Source organism: Enterobacter cloacae complex sp. P38RS, from assembly GCF_014930775.1.
Classification (GTDB): Bacteria; Pseudomonadota; Gammaproteobacteria; order Enterobacterales; family Enterobacteriaceae; genus Enterobacter; species Enterobacter bugandensis.
Window position 1 is genome coordinate 55733 of the sequence record NZ_JADBRS010000018.1, and the last position, 17395, is coordinate 73127.

General features: G+C 55.8%; 17 protein-coding genes. 4 read left to right on the top strand and 13 right to left on the bottom strand.

Going from position 1 to position 17395, the window contains the following annotated elements:
* Positions 1 to 37 precede the first annotated feature (37 nt).
* The 3 genes from crl to gpt form a co-directional block, all read right to left on the bottom strand.
* Complete coding sequence (gene crl / locus IM303_RS18825; RefSeq protein ID WP_008500249.1) at positions 38 to 439, bottom strand: sigma factor-binding protein Crl; 402 nt, start codon at positions 437 to 439, stop codon at positions 38 to 40.
* Positions 440 to 496: 57 nt separating this feature from the next.
* The gene (frsA, locus tag IM303_RS18830) at positions 497 to 1741 is read right to left on the bottom strand and encodes an esterase FrsA (RefSeq protein WP_028012084.1); all 1245 of its coding nucleotides are present in this window, start codon (positions 1739 to 1741) and stop codon (positions 497 to 499) included.
* Between the two features lie 104 nt (positions 1742 to 1845).
* The gene (gpt, locus tag IM303_RS18835; protein WP_003863205.1) at positions 1846 to 2304 is read right to left on the bottom strand and encodes a xanthine phosphoribosyltransferase; all 459 of its coding nucleotides are present in this window, start codon (positions 2302 to 2304) and stop codon (positions 1846 to 1848) included.
* Positions 2305 to 2564: 260 nt separating this feature from the next.
* Here gpt and pepD point away from each other — a divergent pair, with 260 nt between their 5' ends.
* Complete coding sequence (gene pepD, locus IM303_RS18840; RefSeq protein ID WP_048999731.1) at positions 2565 to 4022, top strand: cytosol nonspecific dipeptidase; 1458 nt, start codon at positions 2565 to 2567, stop codon at positions 4020 to 4022.
* A 55-nt stretch (positions 4023 to 4077) separates the two neighbouring features.
* On the opposite strand, the gene dinB is transcribed toward pepD, so the two are convergent.
* A complete protein-coding gene (dinB, locus tag IM303_RS18845; RefSeq protein WP_041911133.1) occupies positions 4078 to 5136 on the bottom strand; it encodes a DNA polymerase IV in 1059 nt (352 codons plus the stop codon).
* A 158-nt stretch (positions 5137 to 5294) separates the two neighbouring features.
* Here dinB and IM303_RS18850 point away from each other — a divergent pair, with 158 nt between their 5' ends.
* Positions 5295 to 6158: a glycerophosphodiester phosphodiesterase family protein gene (locus tag IM303_RS18850; RefSeq protein WP_048999730.1), complete on the top strand. Its 864-nt coding sequence runs from the start codon at positions 5295 to 5297 to the stop codon at positions 6156 to 6158.
* A gap of 30 nt (positions 6159 to 6188) precedes the next feature.
* On the opposite strand, the gene nqrM is transcribed toward IM303_RS18850, so the two are convergent.
* Genes nqrM through IM303_RS18885 form a run of 7 tightly spaced genes read right to left on the bottom strand, consistent with a single transcriptional unit; the run spans position 6189 to position 12228 of the window.
* Positions 6189 to 6389: a (Na+)-NQR maturation NqrM gene (nqrM, locus tag IM303_RS18855; protein ID WP_048999729.1), complete on the bottom strand. Its 201-nt coding sequence runs from the start codon at positions 6387 to 6389 to the stop codon at positions 6189 to 6191.
* 2 nt (positions 6390 to 6391) lie between these two features.
* The gene (nqrF, locus tag IM303_RS18860) at positions 6392 to 7615 is read right to left on the bottom strand and encodes an NADH:ubiquinone reductase (Na(+)-transporting) subunit F (RefSeq protein ID WP_048999727.1); all 1224 of its coding nucleotides are present in this window, start codon (positions 7613 to 7615) and stop codon (positions 6392 to 6394) included.
* A 10-nt stretch (positions 7616 to 7625) separates the two neighbouring features.
* Positions 7626 to 8222, bottom strand: a complete 597-nt coding sequence (gene nqrE, locus IM303_RS18865; protein WP_003863217.1) for an NADH:ubiquinone reductase (Na(+)-transporting) subunit E — start codon at positions 8220 to 8222, stop codon at positions 7626 to 7628.
* A gap of 6 nt (positions 8223 to 8228) precedes the next feature.
* A complete protein-coding gene (locus IM303_RS18870) occupies positions 8229 to 8867 on the bottom strand; it encodes an NADH:ubiquinone reductase (Na(+)-transporting) subunit D (protein WP_028012078.1) in 639 nt (212 codons plus the stop codon).
* Positions 8860 to 9654, bottom strand: coding sequence for a Na(+)-translocating NADH-quinone reductase subunit C (locus IM303_RS18875; protein WP_041911137.1), 795 nt, complete (start codon positions 9652 to 9654; stop codon positions 8860 to 8862). Before IM303_RS18875 ends, IM303_RS18870 begins: the two co-directional genes overlap by 8 nt.
* Complete coding sequence (locus IM303_RS18880) at positions 9647 to 10882, bottom strand: NADH:ubiquinone reductase (Na(+)-transporting) subunit B (protein WP_028012076.1); 1236 nt, start codon at positions 10880 to 10882, stop codon at positions 9647 to 9649. The genes IM303_RS18875 and IM303_RS18880 overlap by 8 nt, the downstream gene beginning before the upstream one ends.
* 2 nt (positions 10883 to 10884) lie before the next feature.
* Complete coding sequence (locus tag IM303_RS18885) at positions 10885 to 12228, bottom strand: Na(+)-translocating NADH-quinone reductase subunit A (protein WP_193360165.1); 1344 nt, start codon at positions 12226 to 12228, stop codon at positions 10885 to 10887.
* Positions 12229 to 12526: 298 nt separating this feature from the next.
* Here IM303_RS18885 and dpaA point away from each other — a divergent pair, with 298 nt between their 5' ends.
* Positions 12527 to 13267: a peptidoglycan meso-diaminopimelic acid protein amidase gene (gene dpaA / locus IM303_RS18890; RefSeq protein ID WP_041911140.1), complete on the top strand. Its 741-nt coding sequence runs from the start codon at positions 12527 to 12529 to the stop codon at positions 13265 to 13267.
* On the opposite strand, the gene IM303_RS18895 is transcribed toward dpaA, so the two are convergent.
* Entirely contained in the window at positions 13238 to 14005 is a 768-nt protein-coding gene (locus IM303_RS18895; protein ID WP_028012073.1) for a class II glutamine amidotransferase, read from the bottom strand. The two genes, dpaA and IM303_RS18895, sit on opposite strands and share 30 nt — an antisense overlap.
* Before the next feature lie 48 nt (positions 14006 to 14053).
* Positions 14054 to 14632 carry a D-sedoheptulose 7-phosphate isomerase gene (lpcA, locus tag IM303_RS18900; protein WP_003863232.1) on the bottom strand — a complete coding sequence of 193 codons (579 nt, stop codon included), beginning with the start codon at positions 14630 to 14632 and terminating at the stop codon, positions 14054 to 14056.
* Between the two features lie 239 nt (positions 14633 to 14871).
* On the opposite strand from lpcA, the gene fadE reads away from it, so the two are divergent.
* The gene (gene fadE, locus IM303_RS18905; protein WP_048999721.1) at positions 14872 to 17316 is read left to right on the top strand and encodes an acyl-CoA dehydrogenase FadE; all 2445 of its coding nucleotides are present in this window, start codon (positions 14872 to 14874) and stop codon (positions 17314 to 17316) included.
* Positions 17317 to 17395: the final 79 nt, after the last annotated feature.

Genomic DNA, 17395 nt, shown 5'->3' on the forward strand with positions numbered 1-17395 from the left:
CACCCCGGCCCTCTTTCACAGGAAGAGGGAGAAACCATTACGCGGTCAGCTTCACCGCTTCGCTGGAAAAGTCATCCGCAGGCTCGAACTTAAGGTCCAGGGTGGCCAGCAGCGCGCTCGCTTTGTCGTGGAACTCTTTCAGGGTGTATTCCAGGCGATCGATCACTTCCTGATCTTTGATGGTAGTAGCCTGCCAGTTGCCGTCTTTGTTAAACAGGCCAAACTGGTAGCTATACGTAAAACGTTTCTCCTCTGCTTCCATTTCCATCCACCAGCCCCAGAATTCACGTTTTTCGGGTGCAGGCTTCACGTTGACGCATACAGCCAGGCAGTCGAAAAAAAAGCGATTCTCTTCACACTGCTCTTCTCGAATATACGGGCCGAGAGCCATAAATTTCTTGATCAGCCTACTTTTCGGGTGTCCACTCGGTAACGTCATTGCGATCTCCTTTTGTGAAGCCACTGTTTTACCAAACCAGCGAAATTTAGCAATCTATTAACACACTCTCTGGGCGATCCAGCGCGTGATCTCTTTCAAGGCTTTGTCAAAATTCTGATACACCGGACTGAACGGCACCTCAAGCAATTTGCCATCCGCAGATGACGAAGTGATTAAGCGTGACTCTTCCTCCGGGCTGAACGGATCGTTTTTCCAGAAACCGGACAGCATCGGCGTCGGGCAGCGGCGTCCCAGCAACCCTTGCGTTTTTAACGAGTAGCGATTGAGCTCAACGCGCAGCGCTTCGTCTGAGGCATCATGCATGCCAAGGCGACTGGCAAGGACGTCCAGATACATCTCCGGCACGCTGCCCTGACGGGCAGGATCGCTGAGCAGGGCGTGAACCACCGGGCCCAGGCAGGCGACGGCCTTCAGACGTGAAGATTCAAGGTAAGCCAGACGCACCGCAACGTTGGCACCAAAACGGAAGCCGAACGCCGCGACGCGGGTGTGGTCAACCCACGGAACATTTTCCAGCGCTTTAAGCGCATGCTGGTGCAGCAGGCTCGAATCCTGCGTTAACTTCCACTTCGATGAGAATCCAATAGAAGGCATATCGAGCGTCAGCATCGCGATCCCTTTTGGTGCGAAGTAGCGCTCATACAGGCTGTAATAGTCGATTTGCAGGGAATCCAGCCCGCCGCACATTAGCACGGTCGGGAACGGGCCGTCGCCTTCTGGCATGTGCAGGAACCCGGTGACGGGCGCACCGCCCGGAACGGCGAACTCAAGCTCGCGCATCTGACCCGGCAGGCGTTGAGCAGCTTCCTCATAGGCACGATTCGCCAGCGCCTGAGCCTGCTCGGCCAGCTCATCTCCTTTCAAATGCGGATAGGCGGCGATGGCGTAGAGGTTGGCCGCATGCAGCCAGTGCTTGCCGCTTCGCGTAGCATCCTCTTCCTGGCTGGCTTTTTGCTGCCAGAGCATCGCCTGTTTAGACCATTCGTAGATCCAGTTCCCGCCCCGGTAGCCCACCACCGTGTCGTAGAGCTCGCTGTCGGTACGCTCCGACTCGCTCATTACGATACGCGCCTGCACGTCGAGGATTTCACGGGGATCGATACCGCGCCAGATCCACATCAGGCGGTTAATCATGCGATACCAGTGGGGCACGTTTTTACCGTCTAACGCGGACTGGACGGCAGGCATGGTTCCCGGATTAAACCGACGGACCAGCGTCGACGTTTCAGGGTGTTTGAAACGGGGTTTGAAGAGAGTCTCGGTGAGATTCGCCTGCGTCATTGCGTTGCCTCCATGGATACGTCATATAGTGCCCATTGTAACGCGTGGCAGGCCAAAAAGAACAACGCCCGGCATAGCCGGGCGTGTAAAGTTACGTACTGGTATTAACGGCCTGAGATAGGCGGCACGAAGACCACGCCCATATCCCATGGCTGTTCAATCCAGGTATCCTGCGGGATATCAATGACGTAATCGTCAACCAGTGGGCGACCCGCTGGCTTAGCGAAGATCGTCACGAAGTGCGCTTTTGGATACATTTCGCGAATAGCGACCGCAGTACCGCCGGTATCCACCAGATCGTCGATAACGATGAAGCCTTCACCGTCGCCTTCAGCGCGTTTCAGCACTTTCAGCTCACGCTGGTTATCATGGTCATAGCTGGAGATGCAGACGGTATCGACATGACGAATACCCAGCTCACGTGCCAGCAGCGCCCCCGGTACCAGACCGCCACGGCTGACGGCAATAATGCCTTTCCACTGTTCGGAAGGCATCAGACGCGCAGCCAGTTTGCGTGCGTGAATCTGCAACATGTCCCAGGTGACGACGTATTTTTCGCTCATGTGAAGTGTCCCAGCCTGTTTTTATACGGCTTAAAAAGTGTTCGAGGGGGAAATAGGTTGCGCGAGATTATAGAGATCTGGCGCACTAAAAACCAGTGTTTAGCGCTCCCTGCCTGAGTTTTTACATGCTTTATGCTACCAGCCAGCAGAGAAAGTGGTATTCTCAGGTGCATCTCGCAAGCCTGACTTGTGGTAACTATTAACCTGCTAACCCTGTGGCCTGCAACCCTGTTTGCAGCGCCTCGACAAGGAGACTTATCGTGTCTGAACTGTCTCAATTATCTCCGCAGCCGCTGTGGGATATTTTTGCCAAAATTTGCTCCATTCCACACCCTTCCTACCATGAAGAACAGCTTGCCGAACATATTATGGGTTGGGCGAAGGAAAAAGGTCTGCACGCAGAGCGCGACCAGGTTGGCAACATTCTGATCCGCAAACCGGCTACCGCAGGCATGGAAAACCGTAAACCGGTTGTACTGCAGGCGCACCTGGACATGGTGCCACAGAAAAACAACGACACCGTTCACGACTTCACTAAAGACCCAATCCAGCCGTACATCGATGGCGACTGGGTAAAAGCGCGCGGCACCACCCTGGGCGCGGACAACGGCATCGGTATGGCCTCTGCGCTGGCGGTGCTGGCTGACGACAGCGTTGAACACGGTCCGCTGGAAGTGCTGCTGACCATGACCGAAGAAGCGGGCATGGACGGCGCGTTCGGTCTGCAGGCGAACTGGCTGCAGGCGGATATCCTGATCAATACCGACTCCGAAGAAGAAGGTGAGATCTACATGGGCTGCGCGGGCGGGATTGATTTCATCTCTACCCTGCCGCTGTCACGCGAAGCGATCCCTGCGGGCTTCCAGACCTTCAAGCTGACGCTGAAAGGGCTGAAAGGCGGTCACTCCGGCGGTGATATTCACCTGGGCCTGGGTAACGCCAACAAACTGCTGGCACGCTTCCTGGCGGGCCACGCGGCCGAGCTGGACCTGCGTCTGGTGGACTTCAACGGCGGCACCCTGCGCAACGCGATCCCACGCGAAGCCTTTGCCACCGTGGCGGTGCCAGCGGCGAAAGCGGACGAGCTGAAAAAACTCTCCAGCGTCTACCTGGATATCCTGAAAAACGAACTGTCGGCGAAAGAGAAGAACCTGACCGTGGTGCTGGAATCCGTGTCTACGGATAAAGCCGCCCTGACCGCGCAGTCTCGCAACAGCTTCGTTCAGCTGCTGAACGCGACGCCAAACGGCGTGATTCGCAATTCTGACGTGGCGAAAGGCGTGGTGGAAACCTCTCTGAACGTGGGCGTGGTGACCATGAGCGACGACAGCGCGGAAATTATCTGCCTGATCCGCTCCCTGATCGACAGCGGTAAAGAGTATGTAGTAAGCATGCTGGAATCTCTGGGTGCGCTGGCGGGCGCGAAAACCTCCGCCAAAGGCAGCTACCCTGGCTGGCAGCCGGATGCAAGCTCTCCGGTGATGGCGCTGGTGCGTGAAACTTATCAGCGTCTGTTCAACAGCACCCCGAACATCCAGGTGATCCACGCGGGTCTGGAATGTGGTCTGTTTAAGAAGCCGTATCCGGACATGGACATGGTTTCCATCGGGCCAACCATTACCGGTCCACACTCGCCGGATGAGCAGGTTCATATTGAAAGCGTCGGCCATTACTGGACGCTGTTGACGGAACTGCTGAAGGCGATCCCTGCGAAGTAATTTGTCGTCTGTTGCCCGGCGGCGCTACGCTTGCCGGGCCTATGATGAGTGCAATCTACAATCCCAAAACCAGCTGACGCTCCAGCTGCGGATCCAGCAGCGTGACGTGCAGTCCCACCAGCCTCACCCCTCGTCCGCCTCGTCGTTCTTCCCACGCCTTTTTCGCCGTTGCGATAAGATCTTCTTTATTCAGGCGCGGCCAGACGTGCTCCTGCGTCGTCTGCTGAAAATCGTTAAATTTCAGCTTGATGCCCTGTCGGGCAATCAGTAAATCAGGCTTTACTTTGATCAGGCGTCGCTCCAGCTCCGGATAGAGCTGTTCCGTAATAATGGTTTCGCATTCTGACCAGTCATGGATGTCTTCGCTCAGCGTGCGCTCAACCCCGACCGATTTACGAAGCCGTTCGTTGTTTACATCGCGGTCGTCAATGCCCTGACTGCGCTCCCACAGCACGCGGCCAAACTTCCCAAAGCGCTTGAGCAGCATAGCCAGGTCGCTTCGCTGCACGTCTTCGCAGGTGCGTAACCCCATACTTTCCAGCTTCGCGGCGGAGACTTTGCCTACGCCGGGGATTTTGCCAAGCGGCAGCGTTTTTAAAAACGCCGGAACCTCTTCAGGGGTGATGACGTACTGGCCGTTGGGTTTATTTAAATCGGAAGCAATTTTGGCGAGAAATTTTACCGGCGCGACGCCTGCCGACGCGGTGAGATTCAGCTCGTTGAAAATGGTCTGGCGGATCTCCTGCGCCATCAGGGTAGCGGAGCCGTGACAGTGCAGGCTGTCGGTGACGTCCAGATAGGCTTCGTCCAGCGAAAGCGGTTCAATCAGTGAGGTGTAGCGGGAGAAGATTTCGCGTATATGGTTTGAGGCTTCTTTATAGGCGTCAAAGCGCCCTGGCAAAAGAGTAAGGTGCGGACACAGTTTCAGCGCCATCGCCGTCGGCATGGCGCTGCGCACGCCAAATTTGCGTGCAGGATAGTTGGCGGTGCTGATCACACCGCGCTGAACGCGGCTGCCGCCAATGGCGATGGGAATATCCCGCAGCGCCGGGTTGTCACGCATCTCCACTGCGGCAAAAAAGCAGTCCATATCGACATGGATTATTTTGCGCATCGGTCATACCACACATGTATTTATATACAGTATAACAAAAGGCAAAAAATGCGTCAGCTATTTTCCTTACTCACGGTTGTCATATAAACGTGTTACAAACATTCTTAATAAAACCTTTATATACATACATTTAGAAAATCAATGGAGCGTAATTATTCATGAAGAAAATTCTCCCGATTTCGTTACTGTTTCTGGCGAGTGCTGCATCTGCTAGCCCTGCGATCGTTGCCCACCGGGGCGGGACTGCGGATGCACCTGAAAATACCCTGCCAGCCATTAAGCTCGCCCTCGAAAACAAAGCAGATATCGTCTGGATAACCGTGCAGCTCAGTCGGGATGGCGTACCGGTTCTCTATCGACCTGCCGATCTGAAAGCGTTAACCAATCTGCAGGGAAAGGTGTCACAGTATACCGCTGAAGAACTGGCAAAAGCGGATGCCAGCGTGAAGTGGAAAGATAAGGGCCTGCCGGAAAACCTGCTTAATTCCCCGATACCGACGCTGAAGTCGGTGCTGAGCACCTGGCCAGATACGCGGTTTTTTATTGATATCAAATCTCCGGATGCCGATCCGGCGACCATGGGCAACGCGCTGCTTAACGTACTGAAAGAGACCAACAGCCTTAATCGCGTTCGCGTTTATTCAACCGAAGATCGCTATATGGAAGCATTGCCTGTCGAAATCCCCCGCTTTGTCACGCGCAGCGAAACCCGCACGCGTCTGGCCACGATTTCGTTGAGCCATGAATGTCTGCCTCCTTCACAAAAAATGGACGATTACTGGTATGGGCTTGAGTTAAAACGAAAAGTAGAAGTGGTCGAGAAATTCACCTTAGGCGAAGGTGTCTCTCCTGCAACATTAACGTGGGACAAAGAGGCCGTTGACTGCTTCCGCTCTCAGGGCAATGCCCATCTGATTTTTATCGGCGTGAACTCTGAAGAGGATTACCAGAAGGCGAAAACACTGGGTGCCGAAGGGGTTCTTGTGGACTCACCAGCCAAAGCCAAAAGCTGGGCAAAATAAATGATAAAGGCCGCACGAAGCGGCCTTTTCCTAGATGATCCTCTGCTGGTCCCGGGCCATGCGCTTTTTACGTGCATCGCACGGTTTGGGGCAGTCGCACACCTTTTCCATTCCGATGGTAGAGATACCTCCACAGCTGCCCTGAATGCTTTTACGCTTGATGATCCAGCCTAAAGACATACCGAACACCACCAGCAAAAACACCGCAAAGGTTGCCAGAAAGGTCAACATAATCAGCCTCCGAAATCATCAAGGAGGATGTTTTCATCTTCCACGCCGAGATCTTTGAGCATCTTGATCACGGCGGCGTTCATCATTGGCGGACCACACATATAGAACTCGCAGTCTTCCGGTACCGGGTGCTGTTTGAGGTAGTTTTCATACAGCACGTTGTGGATGAAGCCCGTATAGCCCGTCCAGTTATCTTCCGGCTGCGGATCGGAGAGCGCCACATGGAAGGTAAAGTTCGGATTCTCACGCGCCAGCTGTTCAAACTCATCGTCGTAGAACATTTCGCGCAGCGAGCGCGCACCGTACCAGAAGCTGATTTTACGCTTGCTGCCGAGACGCTTGAGCTGGTCAAAGATGTGCGAGCGCATAGGGGCCATACCCGCACCGCCGCCGATAAAGACCATTTCCGCGTCGGTATCTTTAGCAAAAAACTCGCCGAACGGACCGGAGATCGTCACCTTGTCGCCTGGCTTAAGGGACCAGATATACGACGACATCACGCCAGGCGGCGCGTCAGGCACGTTTGGCGGCGGCGTGGCGATACGCACGTTGAGCATGATAATGCCCTTCTCTTCCGGGTAGTTAGCCATGGAATAGGCGCGCAGCGCGGGCTCTTTTACCTCGGAAACAAAGCGGAAGAGATTAAATTTATCCCAGTCGGCCCGGTACTCATCGGGCACGTCGAAGTCCGCATACGCCACGGTGTGCGCCGGACAATCAATCTGGATATACCCACCTGCACGGAACGGGACGCTCTCCCCTTCAGGGACACGCAGCTTGAGCTCTTTAATGAACGTGGCTTTGTTATCGTTCGAGATAACCTCGCACTCCCATTTTTTCACGCCGAAAATCTCTTCCGGCAGCTCAATCTTCATGTTCTGACGCACCGCGACCTGGCACGCCAGGCGGCACCCCTCTTTCGCTTCACGCTTCGTAATATGCGACAGTTCAGTAGGCAGAATATCACCGCCCCCCTCTTTCACCGTCACACGGCACTGCCCGCATGAGCCGCCTCCACCGCAGGCTGACGAGACAAAAATCCCGTTGCCCGAGAGCGTATTAAGCAGCTTGTCCCCTGCCGGAGTGCGGATCTGGTTCTGCGGATCGTCATTGATATCAATGATCACATCCCCGGAATTAACCAGCTTTGCGCGCGCCGCCAGAATCAGCCCTGACAGCACCAGTACTATCAGCGTGAACATCACCACGCCAAGAATAATTTCCATCTGTTAGCCCTTATAGCTGCACACCGGAGAAGGACATAAAGCCCAACGCCATCAGGCCGGTGGTGATAAAGGTGATCCCTAAGCCGCGCAGCCCCGCAGGCACGTTGGCATATTTCATTTTTTCACGGATCCCCGCCATAGTGACAATCGCCAGCATCCAGCCGATACCGGAACCGAAGCCGTACACCACCGATTCACTGAAGTTGTAATCGCGCTGAACCATAAACGAGACGCCACCGAAGATGGCGCAGTTCACCGCGATCAGCGGCAGGAAGATCCCCAGAGCGTTGTACAGCGACGGGAAATACTTATCGAGGATCATCTCCAGGATTTGTACCAGCGCCGCAATCACCCCGATGAAGGTGATGAAGTTCAGGAAGCTAAGATCGACGCCTTCCACCAGCGCGCCGTCCCGCAGCACGAAGTTGAACACCAGGTTGTTAATCGGAACCGAAAGCCCCAGCACAACGGTGACCGCCACGCCCAGGCCAAATGCCGTCGAGACCTTTTTAGAGACGGCAAGGAACGTACACATGCCCAGGAAGAAGGCGAGCGCCATGTTTTCAACAAACACCGCGCGCACAAATAAACTCAGGTAATGAGCCATTGTCGGTTACTCCTTTTCCTGCTGCTCAGGCTTCAACGTACGAATCAGCCAGATCAGCAAACCGATAATGAAAAACGCGCTTGGGGCCAGCAGGAACAGGCCGTTCGGCAGATACCAGCCGCCGTTCTGTACCGTATCCAGCACCTGAACGCCAAACAGCTTGCCGCTGCCAATCAGCTCGCGCAGGAAACCGACCGTCAGAAGGATCACGCCGTAGCCCAGGCCGTTGCCGATACCGTCCATAAAGCTCGCCAGCGGCGGCATTTTCATGGCGTAGGCTTCAGCGCGCCCCATCACGATGCAGTTGGTGATAATCAGCCCGACAAACACCGAAAGCTGTTTGGAGGTTTCATAGGCGAACGCGCGCAGCAGCTGATCGACCACGATCACCAGCGAGGCGATGATCGCCATCTGCACGATGATCCTCACGCTGTTGGGGATGTGGTGGCGGATCATCGAGATAAACATGCTGGAAAACGCCGTCACCAGCGTTACCGCCAGCGTCATCACCACCGCCGTTTCCAGCTTGGTCGTTACCGCCAGAGCCGAGCACACACCCAGCACCTGCAGGGTTATCGGGTTATTGGCTAAAAGTGGGCCAATCAGCACCTTTTTAACTTCTTTCAGTTCACCCGTATCAGCCATTGTTCAGCGCTCCTTCACGTACGTTCTTCAGGAAGGGACCAAAGCCCAGTTCACCCATCCAGAAATCAAAACTGTGCTGCACCCCGTTAGAGGTGAGTGTGGCGCCGGAAAGACCGTCAACGGCGAATTCATCCCCAGGACGCGCGCCTCCTTTCACCACCTTCAGCGCAGGCTGACCGTTATCATTGAGCACTTTTTTACCGATAAACTGCGCACGCCAGTTAGGGTTTTCCACTTCGCCACCCAGCCCCGGCGTTTCGCCCTGATCGTAATAAGTAATACCTTTGACCGTGCGGCCATCGGTATCCAGTGCCACAAACGCATACATCATTGACCATAAGCCGTTGCCGTAGATGGGCAACACGATTTCCTGTATGCGCTTCTGCTCGTCACGAACGAGGTAAATCTCCGCGACATTGCTGCGGCGCTTAATGCCAGCCGGATCCTGCGAGGCGTCAAGCACGGTGCTCATCTGCGGATCCTTTAATGCCAGCGCCTGGTTATATTTCGCCGGGTCTTTATCCATCAGCTCGCCGGTTTTTAAATCCACCAGCCGTGCGGTAATGCGTTCAGCAAACACGGCCGCGACGTCGTCCTTCGTCATGCCTTCCTGCATCAGCCCGGCCACGGCCAGGATGTTGCGCTGTTTATCCAGCGCGCGCTGTTCCTGCTGCAGCGGCTTTAACCCTACGGCGGAACCGGCAACCACGATGGAACAGACCAGACACAGTACCAAAACCACCAGCAGCGTTTTGCTGATGCTGTCGTTATTTTTAACCTCAGCCACGCGCCTTCCTCCGCTTAATGTTGGCGCGCACGACCAGGTAGTCGAACAGCGGCGCAAACAGGTTGGCAAACAGAATGGCCAACATCATCCCTTCCGGATAGGCCGGGTTGACCACGCGAATAAGTACACACATCACGCCAATGAGCGCGCCGTAACACCATTTCCCCCTGTCGGTAAAGGAAGCCGAGACGGGATCGGTGGCCATGAACATCATGCCAAACGCAAAGCCTCCCAGCACCAGGTGCCAGTACCACGGCATGGAGAACATCGGGTTCGTGTCTGAACCAATGAGGTTGAACAGCGTGGCGGTAAGCACCATGCCGAGCATAACGCCCGCGACGATGCGCCAGGACGCCACGCGGCCAAAGAGGATGATGGCCCCGCCGATTAAAATCATCAGGGTTGATACTTCGCCAATGGAGCCCGGAATGTTGCCAAGAAACGCGTCGAACCAGGTTACGGGCTGGCCGGTAGCATTGTTGACCAGCGTTTCGCCGCCACCTGCCGCCCACTGAGAAAGCGGCGTCGCGCCGGAGAAACCGTCCGCAGCCGTCCACACCAGGTCGCCCGAAATCTGCGCCGGGTAAGCAAAGAACAGGAACGCACGCCCCGCCAGCGCCGGGTTGAGGAAGTTACGTCCGGTGCCGCCGAAAATCTCTTTGGCAATCACCACGCCAAAGCTGATCCCCATCGCCGCCTGCCAGAGCGGCAGAGTCGGCGGAACAATCAGCGCAAACAGAATGGAGGTCACGAAGAAGCCTTCGTTGATCTCGTGTTTGCGGATGATGGCGAACAGCACTTCCCAGAAGCCGCCCACGATAAAGACGGTCATGTAGATCGGCAGGAAGAAGACGGCCCCCAGCGTCATCATGCTGACCCAGCCTGCATCAGCCGCAAAGCTCACGCCCAGCGACTGCGCCAGACGATAGTGCCAGTCAGACTGGATCACCTGCGCCAGCTGCTGAGCGTCGTACATATGATGCAGCGCCGGAATGGTTTGCAGACCAACGTTGTACATGCCCCAGAACATGGCCGGGAAGACCGCAAACCACACCAGGATCATCATGCGTTTCAGGTCGATGGCATCGCGAACGTGCGCTGCCCCTTTCGTCACCAGACCCGGAGTGTAGAAAATAGTCGTCGTCGCTTCATACAGCGGGTAGTACTTTTTGAGCTTCCCTTCGGTAAAGTGCGGCTCAATTTTTTCAAAGAGGTGCTTTAATCCCATGGTTATCCTTCCTGCTCAATGCGGGTTAACACCTCGCGCAATACGGGTCCATATTCGTATTTACCCGGACACACATAGGTACAGAGCGCCAGATCTTCTTCATCCAGTTCCAGACAACCGAGCGCCTGCGCGCCGTCGGTATCGCCTGCCAGAAGATCGCGCAGCAGCACGGTAGGCAGAATATCCAGCGGCATTACACGTTCGTAGTTGCCAATCGGAACCATCGCGCGCTCGCCGCCGTTTGTGCTGGTAGAGAAGTTAAAGAGCTTATGACGCAGAAAGTGGCCAAGCGTGGTGCGGGTGACGGAGTATTTTTCTGCGCCAGGCAGAACCCAGCCGAACAGCTCTTTCTCACGCCCTTCCAGAACGACGCTCACCTGAAGATGGAAACGTCCCAGGTACGCGTGCGCATTGACAGCGCGGCGGCCGCTGAGTACCGAACCGGAAATGAGGCGGTTTTCACCCTCTTTCGTTTCCCCTGCCAGCAGTTCATTAATGTCTGCTCCCAGAAGCGTCTTAACCAGACGCGGGTTTGCGGCCTGCGGCCCGCCGATGGCGATAATCCGTTCAGCGCAGAGTTCACCCGTAATAAAGAGCTTACCGATGGCAATGACATCCTGATAATTAAGGTGCCAGACCTGTTTTTTAAGGCTCACCGGCTCAAGGAAGTGGATATGGGTCCCGACCAGACCCGCCGGATGCGGGCCGGAAAATTCATTAAACGTAACCTGCCCCTGCGGATGGCCGCCAAGCTTGCCGCCGCTGGCCTGGCAAACGTGCACTTTTCCGGGCGTCAGGCGAGTCAGAACGGTCAGCCCGGCATCAAAGGCTTTACGCTGCGCCAGGATAATGGGCTGCGGGTCTGCGCTGAGCGGGTTGGTGTCGATGGCCGTCACGAAAACGGCAGCCGGGGCGGTATCAGGAACGGGTGATTTGCTGAAAGGACGCGTACGCAGCGCCGTCCACAGGCCGGACGCGAGCAGCTGAGCCTGCACATCTTCGCGGCTAAGCGTCGCGAGGTCTGCCGCATCATAACGAGCAAACTCACGCTGTTCATCGCCTTCAATGCGGATTACCACCGACTGCAGCACGCGACGCTCGCCGCGGTTGATCGCTACCACGGTGCCGCTGGCGGGGGCCGTGAACATGACACCGGGATTTTTTTTGTCTCCAAAGAGCGCCTGCCCTTTGATCACGCGATCGCCCTCCTGCACCAGCATTGAAGGACGCATTCCCAGATAATCGTCACCTAAAATTGCGACATGACAGACGCTTGCGCCACACGAGACGTGCTGCTCAGGCACGCCTGCAATCGGCAAATTAAGTCCTTTTTTTATTTTAAACATGTGGTTAGCAGGTTTCCATAAACAACAATCCAGTGGGCGCAAAGTGTAACATTTTCCCCTACTCTCGGGCAGGGGATCCACGGTCGGGCGCGCCAAAATGCGAGCTATTACGCAAAGTTCCTGGAGCCAGCGCATTTTTGATGGTTTATAAAGTAAAACTAATTTGTAAACTCACCGCCCGGCTCTTGCGAAAATCTATAGCGGTGCTAATGTGAGCGCACCTAACAGAATAATCTGATTTCGGGTCTCTTTTGCCGTCCTGGCAAGTTAGTCCAGGTTTTATCAAGGAATTTGTAGTATGCGTAAAATCGCATTGTTCATTGCGATGCTTCTGATTCCGTGCATGTCGTTTGCCGGGCTGCTCAGCAGCAACAGCTCCACCACGCCGATCAGCAAAGAATATAAACAGCAGTTAATGGGATCCCCGGTTTATATTCAAATCTTCAAGGAAGAGCGCACGCTCGATCTGTTTGTAAAAATGGGCGAAACATATCAGCTGCTTGATAGCTACAAAATTTGTAACTATTCCGGCGGGCTGGGCCCGAAACAGCGTCAGGGCGATTTCAAAAGCCCGGAAGGTTTTTACAACGTTCAGCGTAACCAGCTAAAGCCGGATAGCCGCTTCTATAAAGCCATCAACATCGGTTTCCCGAACGCCTATGACCGTGCTCACGGTTATGAAGGGAAATACCTGATGATCCACGGTGCCTGCGTGTCTGTCGGCTGCTACGCGATGACCGACTCCGGCATTGATGAGATTTTCCAGTTCGTAACCGGCGCACTGGTCTTTGGGCAGCCTAACGTTCAGGTCAGCATCTATCCGTTCCGCATGACCGATGCCAATATGGCGCGCCATAAGTACTCTTACTACGCCGATTTCTGGAAACAGCTGAAGCCGGGTTATGACTACTTTGAGCAGACCCACAAGCCGCCGGTAGTTTCTATCGTCGATGGCCGTTACGTGGTCAGCAAACCGCTGAGCCACGAAGTCGTCCACCCGCAGCTGGCGTCAAATTACACGGTCCCCGAGACAAAATAGCACCCACTCGCCTGGCATAATCTTTTGCCAGGTTTCGTTGCCCGTCAGCGGCTGCGTTGCAATAACGGTGACCACATCGTTCGGTGTGGTCTCCTTCTGAAAGTCTATCTCCACATCCTGATCGAGCAGCGTAGCAACGCCAAACGGCGCGCGGCGCGTGATCCAGAAGAGATTCGTCGAGCAGAACGCCATCACGTAGCGCCCGTCAGACAACAGCATGTTAAACACGCCTTTTTCACGCAATTCGGCTGCCAGCGTCGCGATGTATTTGAATACGGCGGCCATATTGCCGGGCGTGCGCGGATAACGTTCTGTCAGTTTATGCAGCAGCCAGCAGAAGGCCTTCTCGCTGTCCGTTTCTCCCACCGGACGGAAGTTGCCCGTTTCCAGAGATTTATAGCCCGTAAGCTGCCCGTTGTGCGCATAGGTCCAGTTACGGCCCCACAGCTCGCGGGTAAAGGGATGGGTATTTTCCAGCGCAACTTCGCCGCGGTTTGCCTGGCGAATATGCGCGATCACCGAACAGGATTTAATGGGATAGTCCTGCACCAGTTTGGCAATCGGTGAGTTAAAGCTGGGCTGTGGATCTTTGAACGTGCGACACCCTTTGCCTTCATAGAAGGTGATGCCCCAGCCGTCTTTATGCGGCCCGGTTCCCCCACCGCGCTGAACCAGCCCGGTGAAGCTAAAGCAGATATCGGTTGGCACATTGGCGCTCATCCCGAGCAGTTCGCACATACATCACCTCCACAACAGCGGGGGGCACCGGCGCCCCCCAGCGAAGTCTTACTTAACCATCTCTTTTTCGATCAGCTGGATCAGGATGTGGATCACTTTGATGTGAATTTCCTGAACGCGATCTGCATAGCCGAAGTGCGGAACGCGAATTTCGATATCCGCCGTACCGTCCATCTTACCGCCATCTTTCCCGGTCAGGGTGATGACCTTCATCCCTTTTTCACGCGCGGCGGCGATCGCTTTGATCACGTTCGCGGAGTTACCGGAGGTAGAGATACCCAGCAGCACGTCGCCTTCACGGCCTACTGCCTCAACGTAGCGGGAAAAGATGTGGTCGTAACCGAAGTCGTTGCCTACGCAGGAGATGTGGCTCACGTCGGAAATCGCAATCGCCGGGTAGCCCGGACGGTTTTCGCGATAGCGTCCGGTCAGCTCTTCGGCGAAGTGCATGGCGTCACAGTGGGAACCGCCGTTACCGCAGGAGAGCACTTTGCCACCGGCCTTAAAACTGTCGGCCAGCAGGACCGCCGCGCGCTGAATAGCGTGAATATTGGCATCATCTTTCAGAAAGTTCGCCAGCGTTTCCGCCGCTTCGTTCAGTTCGTTACGAATAAGATCCTGGTACATGAGGATAATCCTTCAGTATTGATGAAATAACACAGTGGAGTGTACCGGATAGCGGGAAAAGCGAGAAGCTAAAGCCATGCGAATCGTCCGGCGTTTTGATTTTTTGTGCCGGCGAAAACGCGAACAATGTGAACCAGGTTGTAATTATTTTGTAAACACATTGCTAAAGGAATTCACATCAACTACAACCATATCATCACAAGTGGTCAGACCTCCTACAAGCAAGGGAGCTTTTCTTTATGATGATTTTGAGCATTCTCGCAACCGTTGTACTGCTCGGTGTGTTGTTCTATCACCGCGTCAGTTTATTCCTGAGCAGCCTGATTCTTCTGGCCTGGACGGCTGCGCTTGGCGTCGCAGGTCTCTGGAATATCTGGATTTTGGTCCCTCTTGCCATCATTCTGCTGCCGTTTAACCTGGCCCCGATGCGTAAGTCGATGATCTCCGCGCCGGTATTTAAAGGCTTCCGCAAAGTGATGCCGCCGATGTCGCGCACCGAGAAAGAAGCGATTGATGCGGGCACCACCTGGTGGGAAGGCGATCTGTTCCAGGGCAACCCGGACTGGAAAAAGCTGCACAACTATCCGCAGCCGCGCCTGACCGCCGAAGAACAGGCCTTTATTGACGGCCCGGTGGAAGAAGCGTGCCGCATGGCGAACGACTTTGCTATTACCCACGAAATGGCCGACCTGCCGCCGGAGCTGTGGGCGTACCTGAAAGAGCATCGCTTCTTCGCGATGATCATCAAAAAAGAGTACGGCGGTCTTGAGTTCTCCGCTTACGCGCAGGCTCGCGTGCTGCAAAAGCTGGCAGGCGTCTCCGGGATCCTGGCGATTACCGTCGGCGTACCGAACTCCTTAGGCCCGGGCGAACTGCTGCAGCACTATGGTACGGAAGAGCAGAAAGATCACTATCTGCCGCGACTGGCGCGCGGTCAGGAAATCCCGTGCTTCGCGCTGACCAGCCCGGAAGCAGGCTCCGATGCAGGCGCAATCCCGGATACCGGCGTGGTCTGTATGGGAGAGTGGCAGGGCCAGCAGGTGCTGGGCATGCGCCTGACCTGGAACAAACGCTATATCACCCTGGCGCCTATCGCCACCGTGCTCGGCCTGGCCTTTAAGCTCTCCGACCCGGAAAAACTGCTGGGCGGTGAAGAGGATCTGGGCATTACCTGTGCGCTGATCCCAACCTCGACGCCGGGCGTTGAAATTGGTCGTCGTCACTTCCCGCTGAACGTGCCGTTCCAGAACGGTCCGACCCGCGGCCAGGATATCTTCGTGCCGATTGACTACATCATCGGCGGCCCGAAAATGGCCGGTCAGGGCTGGCGCATGCTGGTGGAATGTCTGTCGGTGGGTCGCGGTATTACCCTGCCGTCGAACTCAACCGGCGGCCTGAAGTCCGTCGCGATGGGAATTGGCGCTTATGCCCACATTCGCCGTCAGTTCAAAATCTCCATCGGCAAGATGGAAGGTATCGAAGAGCCGCTGGCGCGCATCGCGGGCAACGCTTACGTAATGGACGCCGCTGCATCCCTGATTACCTACGGCATCATGCTGGGCGAAAAACCGGCCGTGCTGTCCGCGATTGTGAAGTACCACTGTACCCATCGCGCGCAGCAGTCGATTATTGACGCGATGGATATCGCGGGCGGTAAAGGCATTATGCTCGGCGAAGGCAACTTCCTGGCGCGCGGCTATCAGGGCGCACCGATTGCCATCACCGTGGAAGGGGCCAACATCCTGACCCGCAGCATGATGATCTTCGGCCAGGGTGCGATTCGCTGCCATCCGTACGTGCTGGAAGAGATGGCCGCTGCGCAGAATAACGACGTGGACGCCTTCGACAAACTGCTGTTCAAACATATCGGTCACGTGGGCAGCAACAAGGTGCGGAGCTTCTGGCTGGGCCTGACGCGCGGCCTGACCAGCGCGACGCCAACCGGCGATGCGACCAAACGTTACTACCAGCATCTGAACCGTCTGAGCGCCAACCTGGCTCTGCTGTCCGACGTTTCCATGGCGGTGCTGGGCGGTAGCCTGAAGCGTCGCGAGCGTATCTCCGCCCGTCTGGGCGACGTGCTGAGCCAGATCTTCCTGGCCTCTGCGGTGCTGAAACGCTACGACGACGAAGGCCGTCAGGAAGCGGATCTGCCGCTGGTGCACTGGGGCGTGCAGGATGCGATGTATCAGGCGGAACAGGCGATTGACGACCTGCTGGCGAACTTCCCGAACCGCTTCGTGGCTGGCGCTCTGCGCATGGTGATCTTCCCGACCGGTCGTCATCACCTGGCGCCGTCCGACAAGCTGGACCACAAGGTGGCGAAGATCCTGCAGGTTCCGAGCGCAACCCGCTCCCGCATTGGCCGCGGTCAGTATCTGGCGCCAACGCCGCATAACCCGGTGGGCCTGCTGGAAGAGGCGCTGCTGGACGTGATGGCCGCCGACCCGATTCACCAGAAAATCTGCAAACAGCTGGGTAAAAACCTGCCGTTTACTCGTCTGGACGAACTGGCGAAACAGGCGCTGGCCGGTGGCATTATCAATAACGACGAAGCTGCGCTGCTGGTGAAAGCTGAAGAGAGCCGTCTGCGCAGTATTAACGTGGATGATTTCGAACCGGAAGAGCTGGCGACGCAGCCGGTAAAGCTGCCGGAGAAGCACCGCAAACCTGAAGCGGCATAACCCGCTTCGCTCTGACAAACCCCGCCCGGTGCGGGGTTTTTTATTGCCACATTTTCTCGTAATGACGTGCTACAGTGTC

Bases quoted from the DNA above. Each gene is read 5' to 3' on its own strand.
- lpcA (WP_003863232.1), bottom strand. From the start codon at position 14,632: ATGTACCAGGATCTTATTCGTAACGAACTGAACGAAGCGGCGGAAACG.
- gpt (WP_003863205.1), bottom strand. From the start codon at position 2,304: ATGAGCGAAAAATACGTCGTCACCTGGGACATGTTGCAGATTCACGCA.
- dpaA (WP_041911140.1), top strand. From the start codon at position 12,527: ATGCGTAAAATCGCATTGTTCATTGCGATGCTTCTGATTCCGTGCATG.
- frsA (WP_028012084.1), bottom strand. From the start codon at position 1,741: ATGACGCAGGCGAATCTCACCGAGACTCTCTTCAAACCCCGTTTCAAA.
- IM303_RS18880 (WP_028012076.1), bottom strand. From the start codon at position 10,882: ATGGGATTAAAGCACCTCTTTGAAAAAATTGAGCCGCACTTTACCGAA.
- nqrM (WP_048999729.1), bottom strand. From the start codon at position 6,389: ATGTTGACCTTTCTGGCAACCTTTGCGGTGTTTTTGCTGGTGGTGTTC.
- IM303_RS18895 (WP_028012073.1), bottom strand. From the start codon at position 14,005: ATGTGCGAACTGCTCGGGATGAGCGCCAATGTGCCAACCGATATCTGC.
- nqrF (WP_048999727.1), bottom strand. From the start codon at position 7,615: ATGGAAATTATTCTTGGCGTGGTGATGTTCACGCTGATAGTACTGGTG.
- crl (WP_008500249.1), bottom strand. From the start codon at position 439: ATGACGTTACCGAGTGGACACCCGAAAAGTAGGCTGATCAAGAAATTT.
- IM303_RS18850 (WP_048999730.1), top strand. From the start codon at position 5,295: ATGAAGAAAATTCTCCCGATTTCGTTACTGTTTCTGGCGAGTGCTGCA.
- dinB (WP_041911133.1), bottom strand. From the start codon at position 5,136: ATGCGCAAAATAATCCATGTCGATATGGACTGCTTTTTTGCCGCAGTG.
- IM303_RS18870 (WP_028012078.1), bottom strand. From the start codon at position 8,867: ATGGCTGATACGGGTGAACTGAAAGAAGTTAAAAAGGTGCTGATTGGC.
- fadE (WP_048999721.1), top strand. From the start codon at position 14,872: ATGATGATTTTGAGCATTCTCGCAACCGTTGTACTGCTCGGTGTGTTG.
- IM303_RS18885 (WP_193360165.1), bottom strand. From the start codon at position 12,228: ATGTTTAAAATAAAAAAAGGACTTAATTTGCCGATTGCAGGCGTGCCT.
- nqrE (WP_003863217.1), bottom strand. From the start codon at position 8,222: ATGGCTCATTACCTGAGTTTATTTGTGCGCGCGGTGTTTGTTGAAAAC.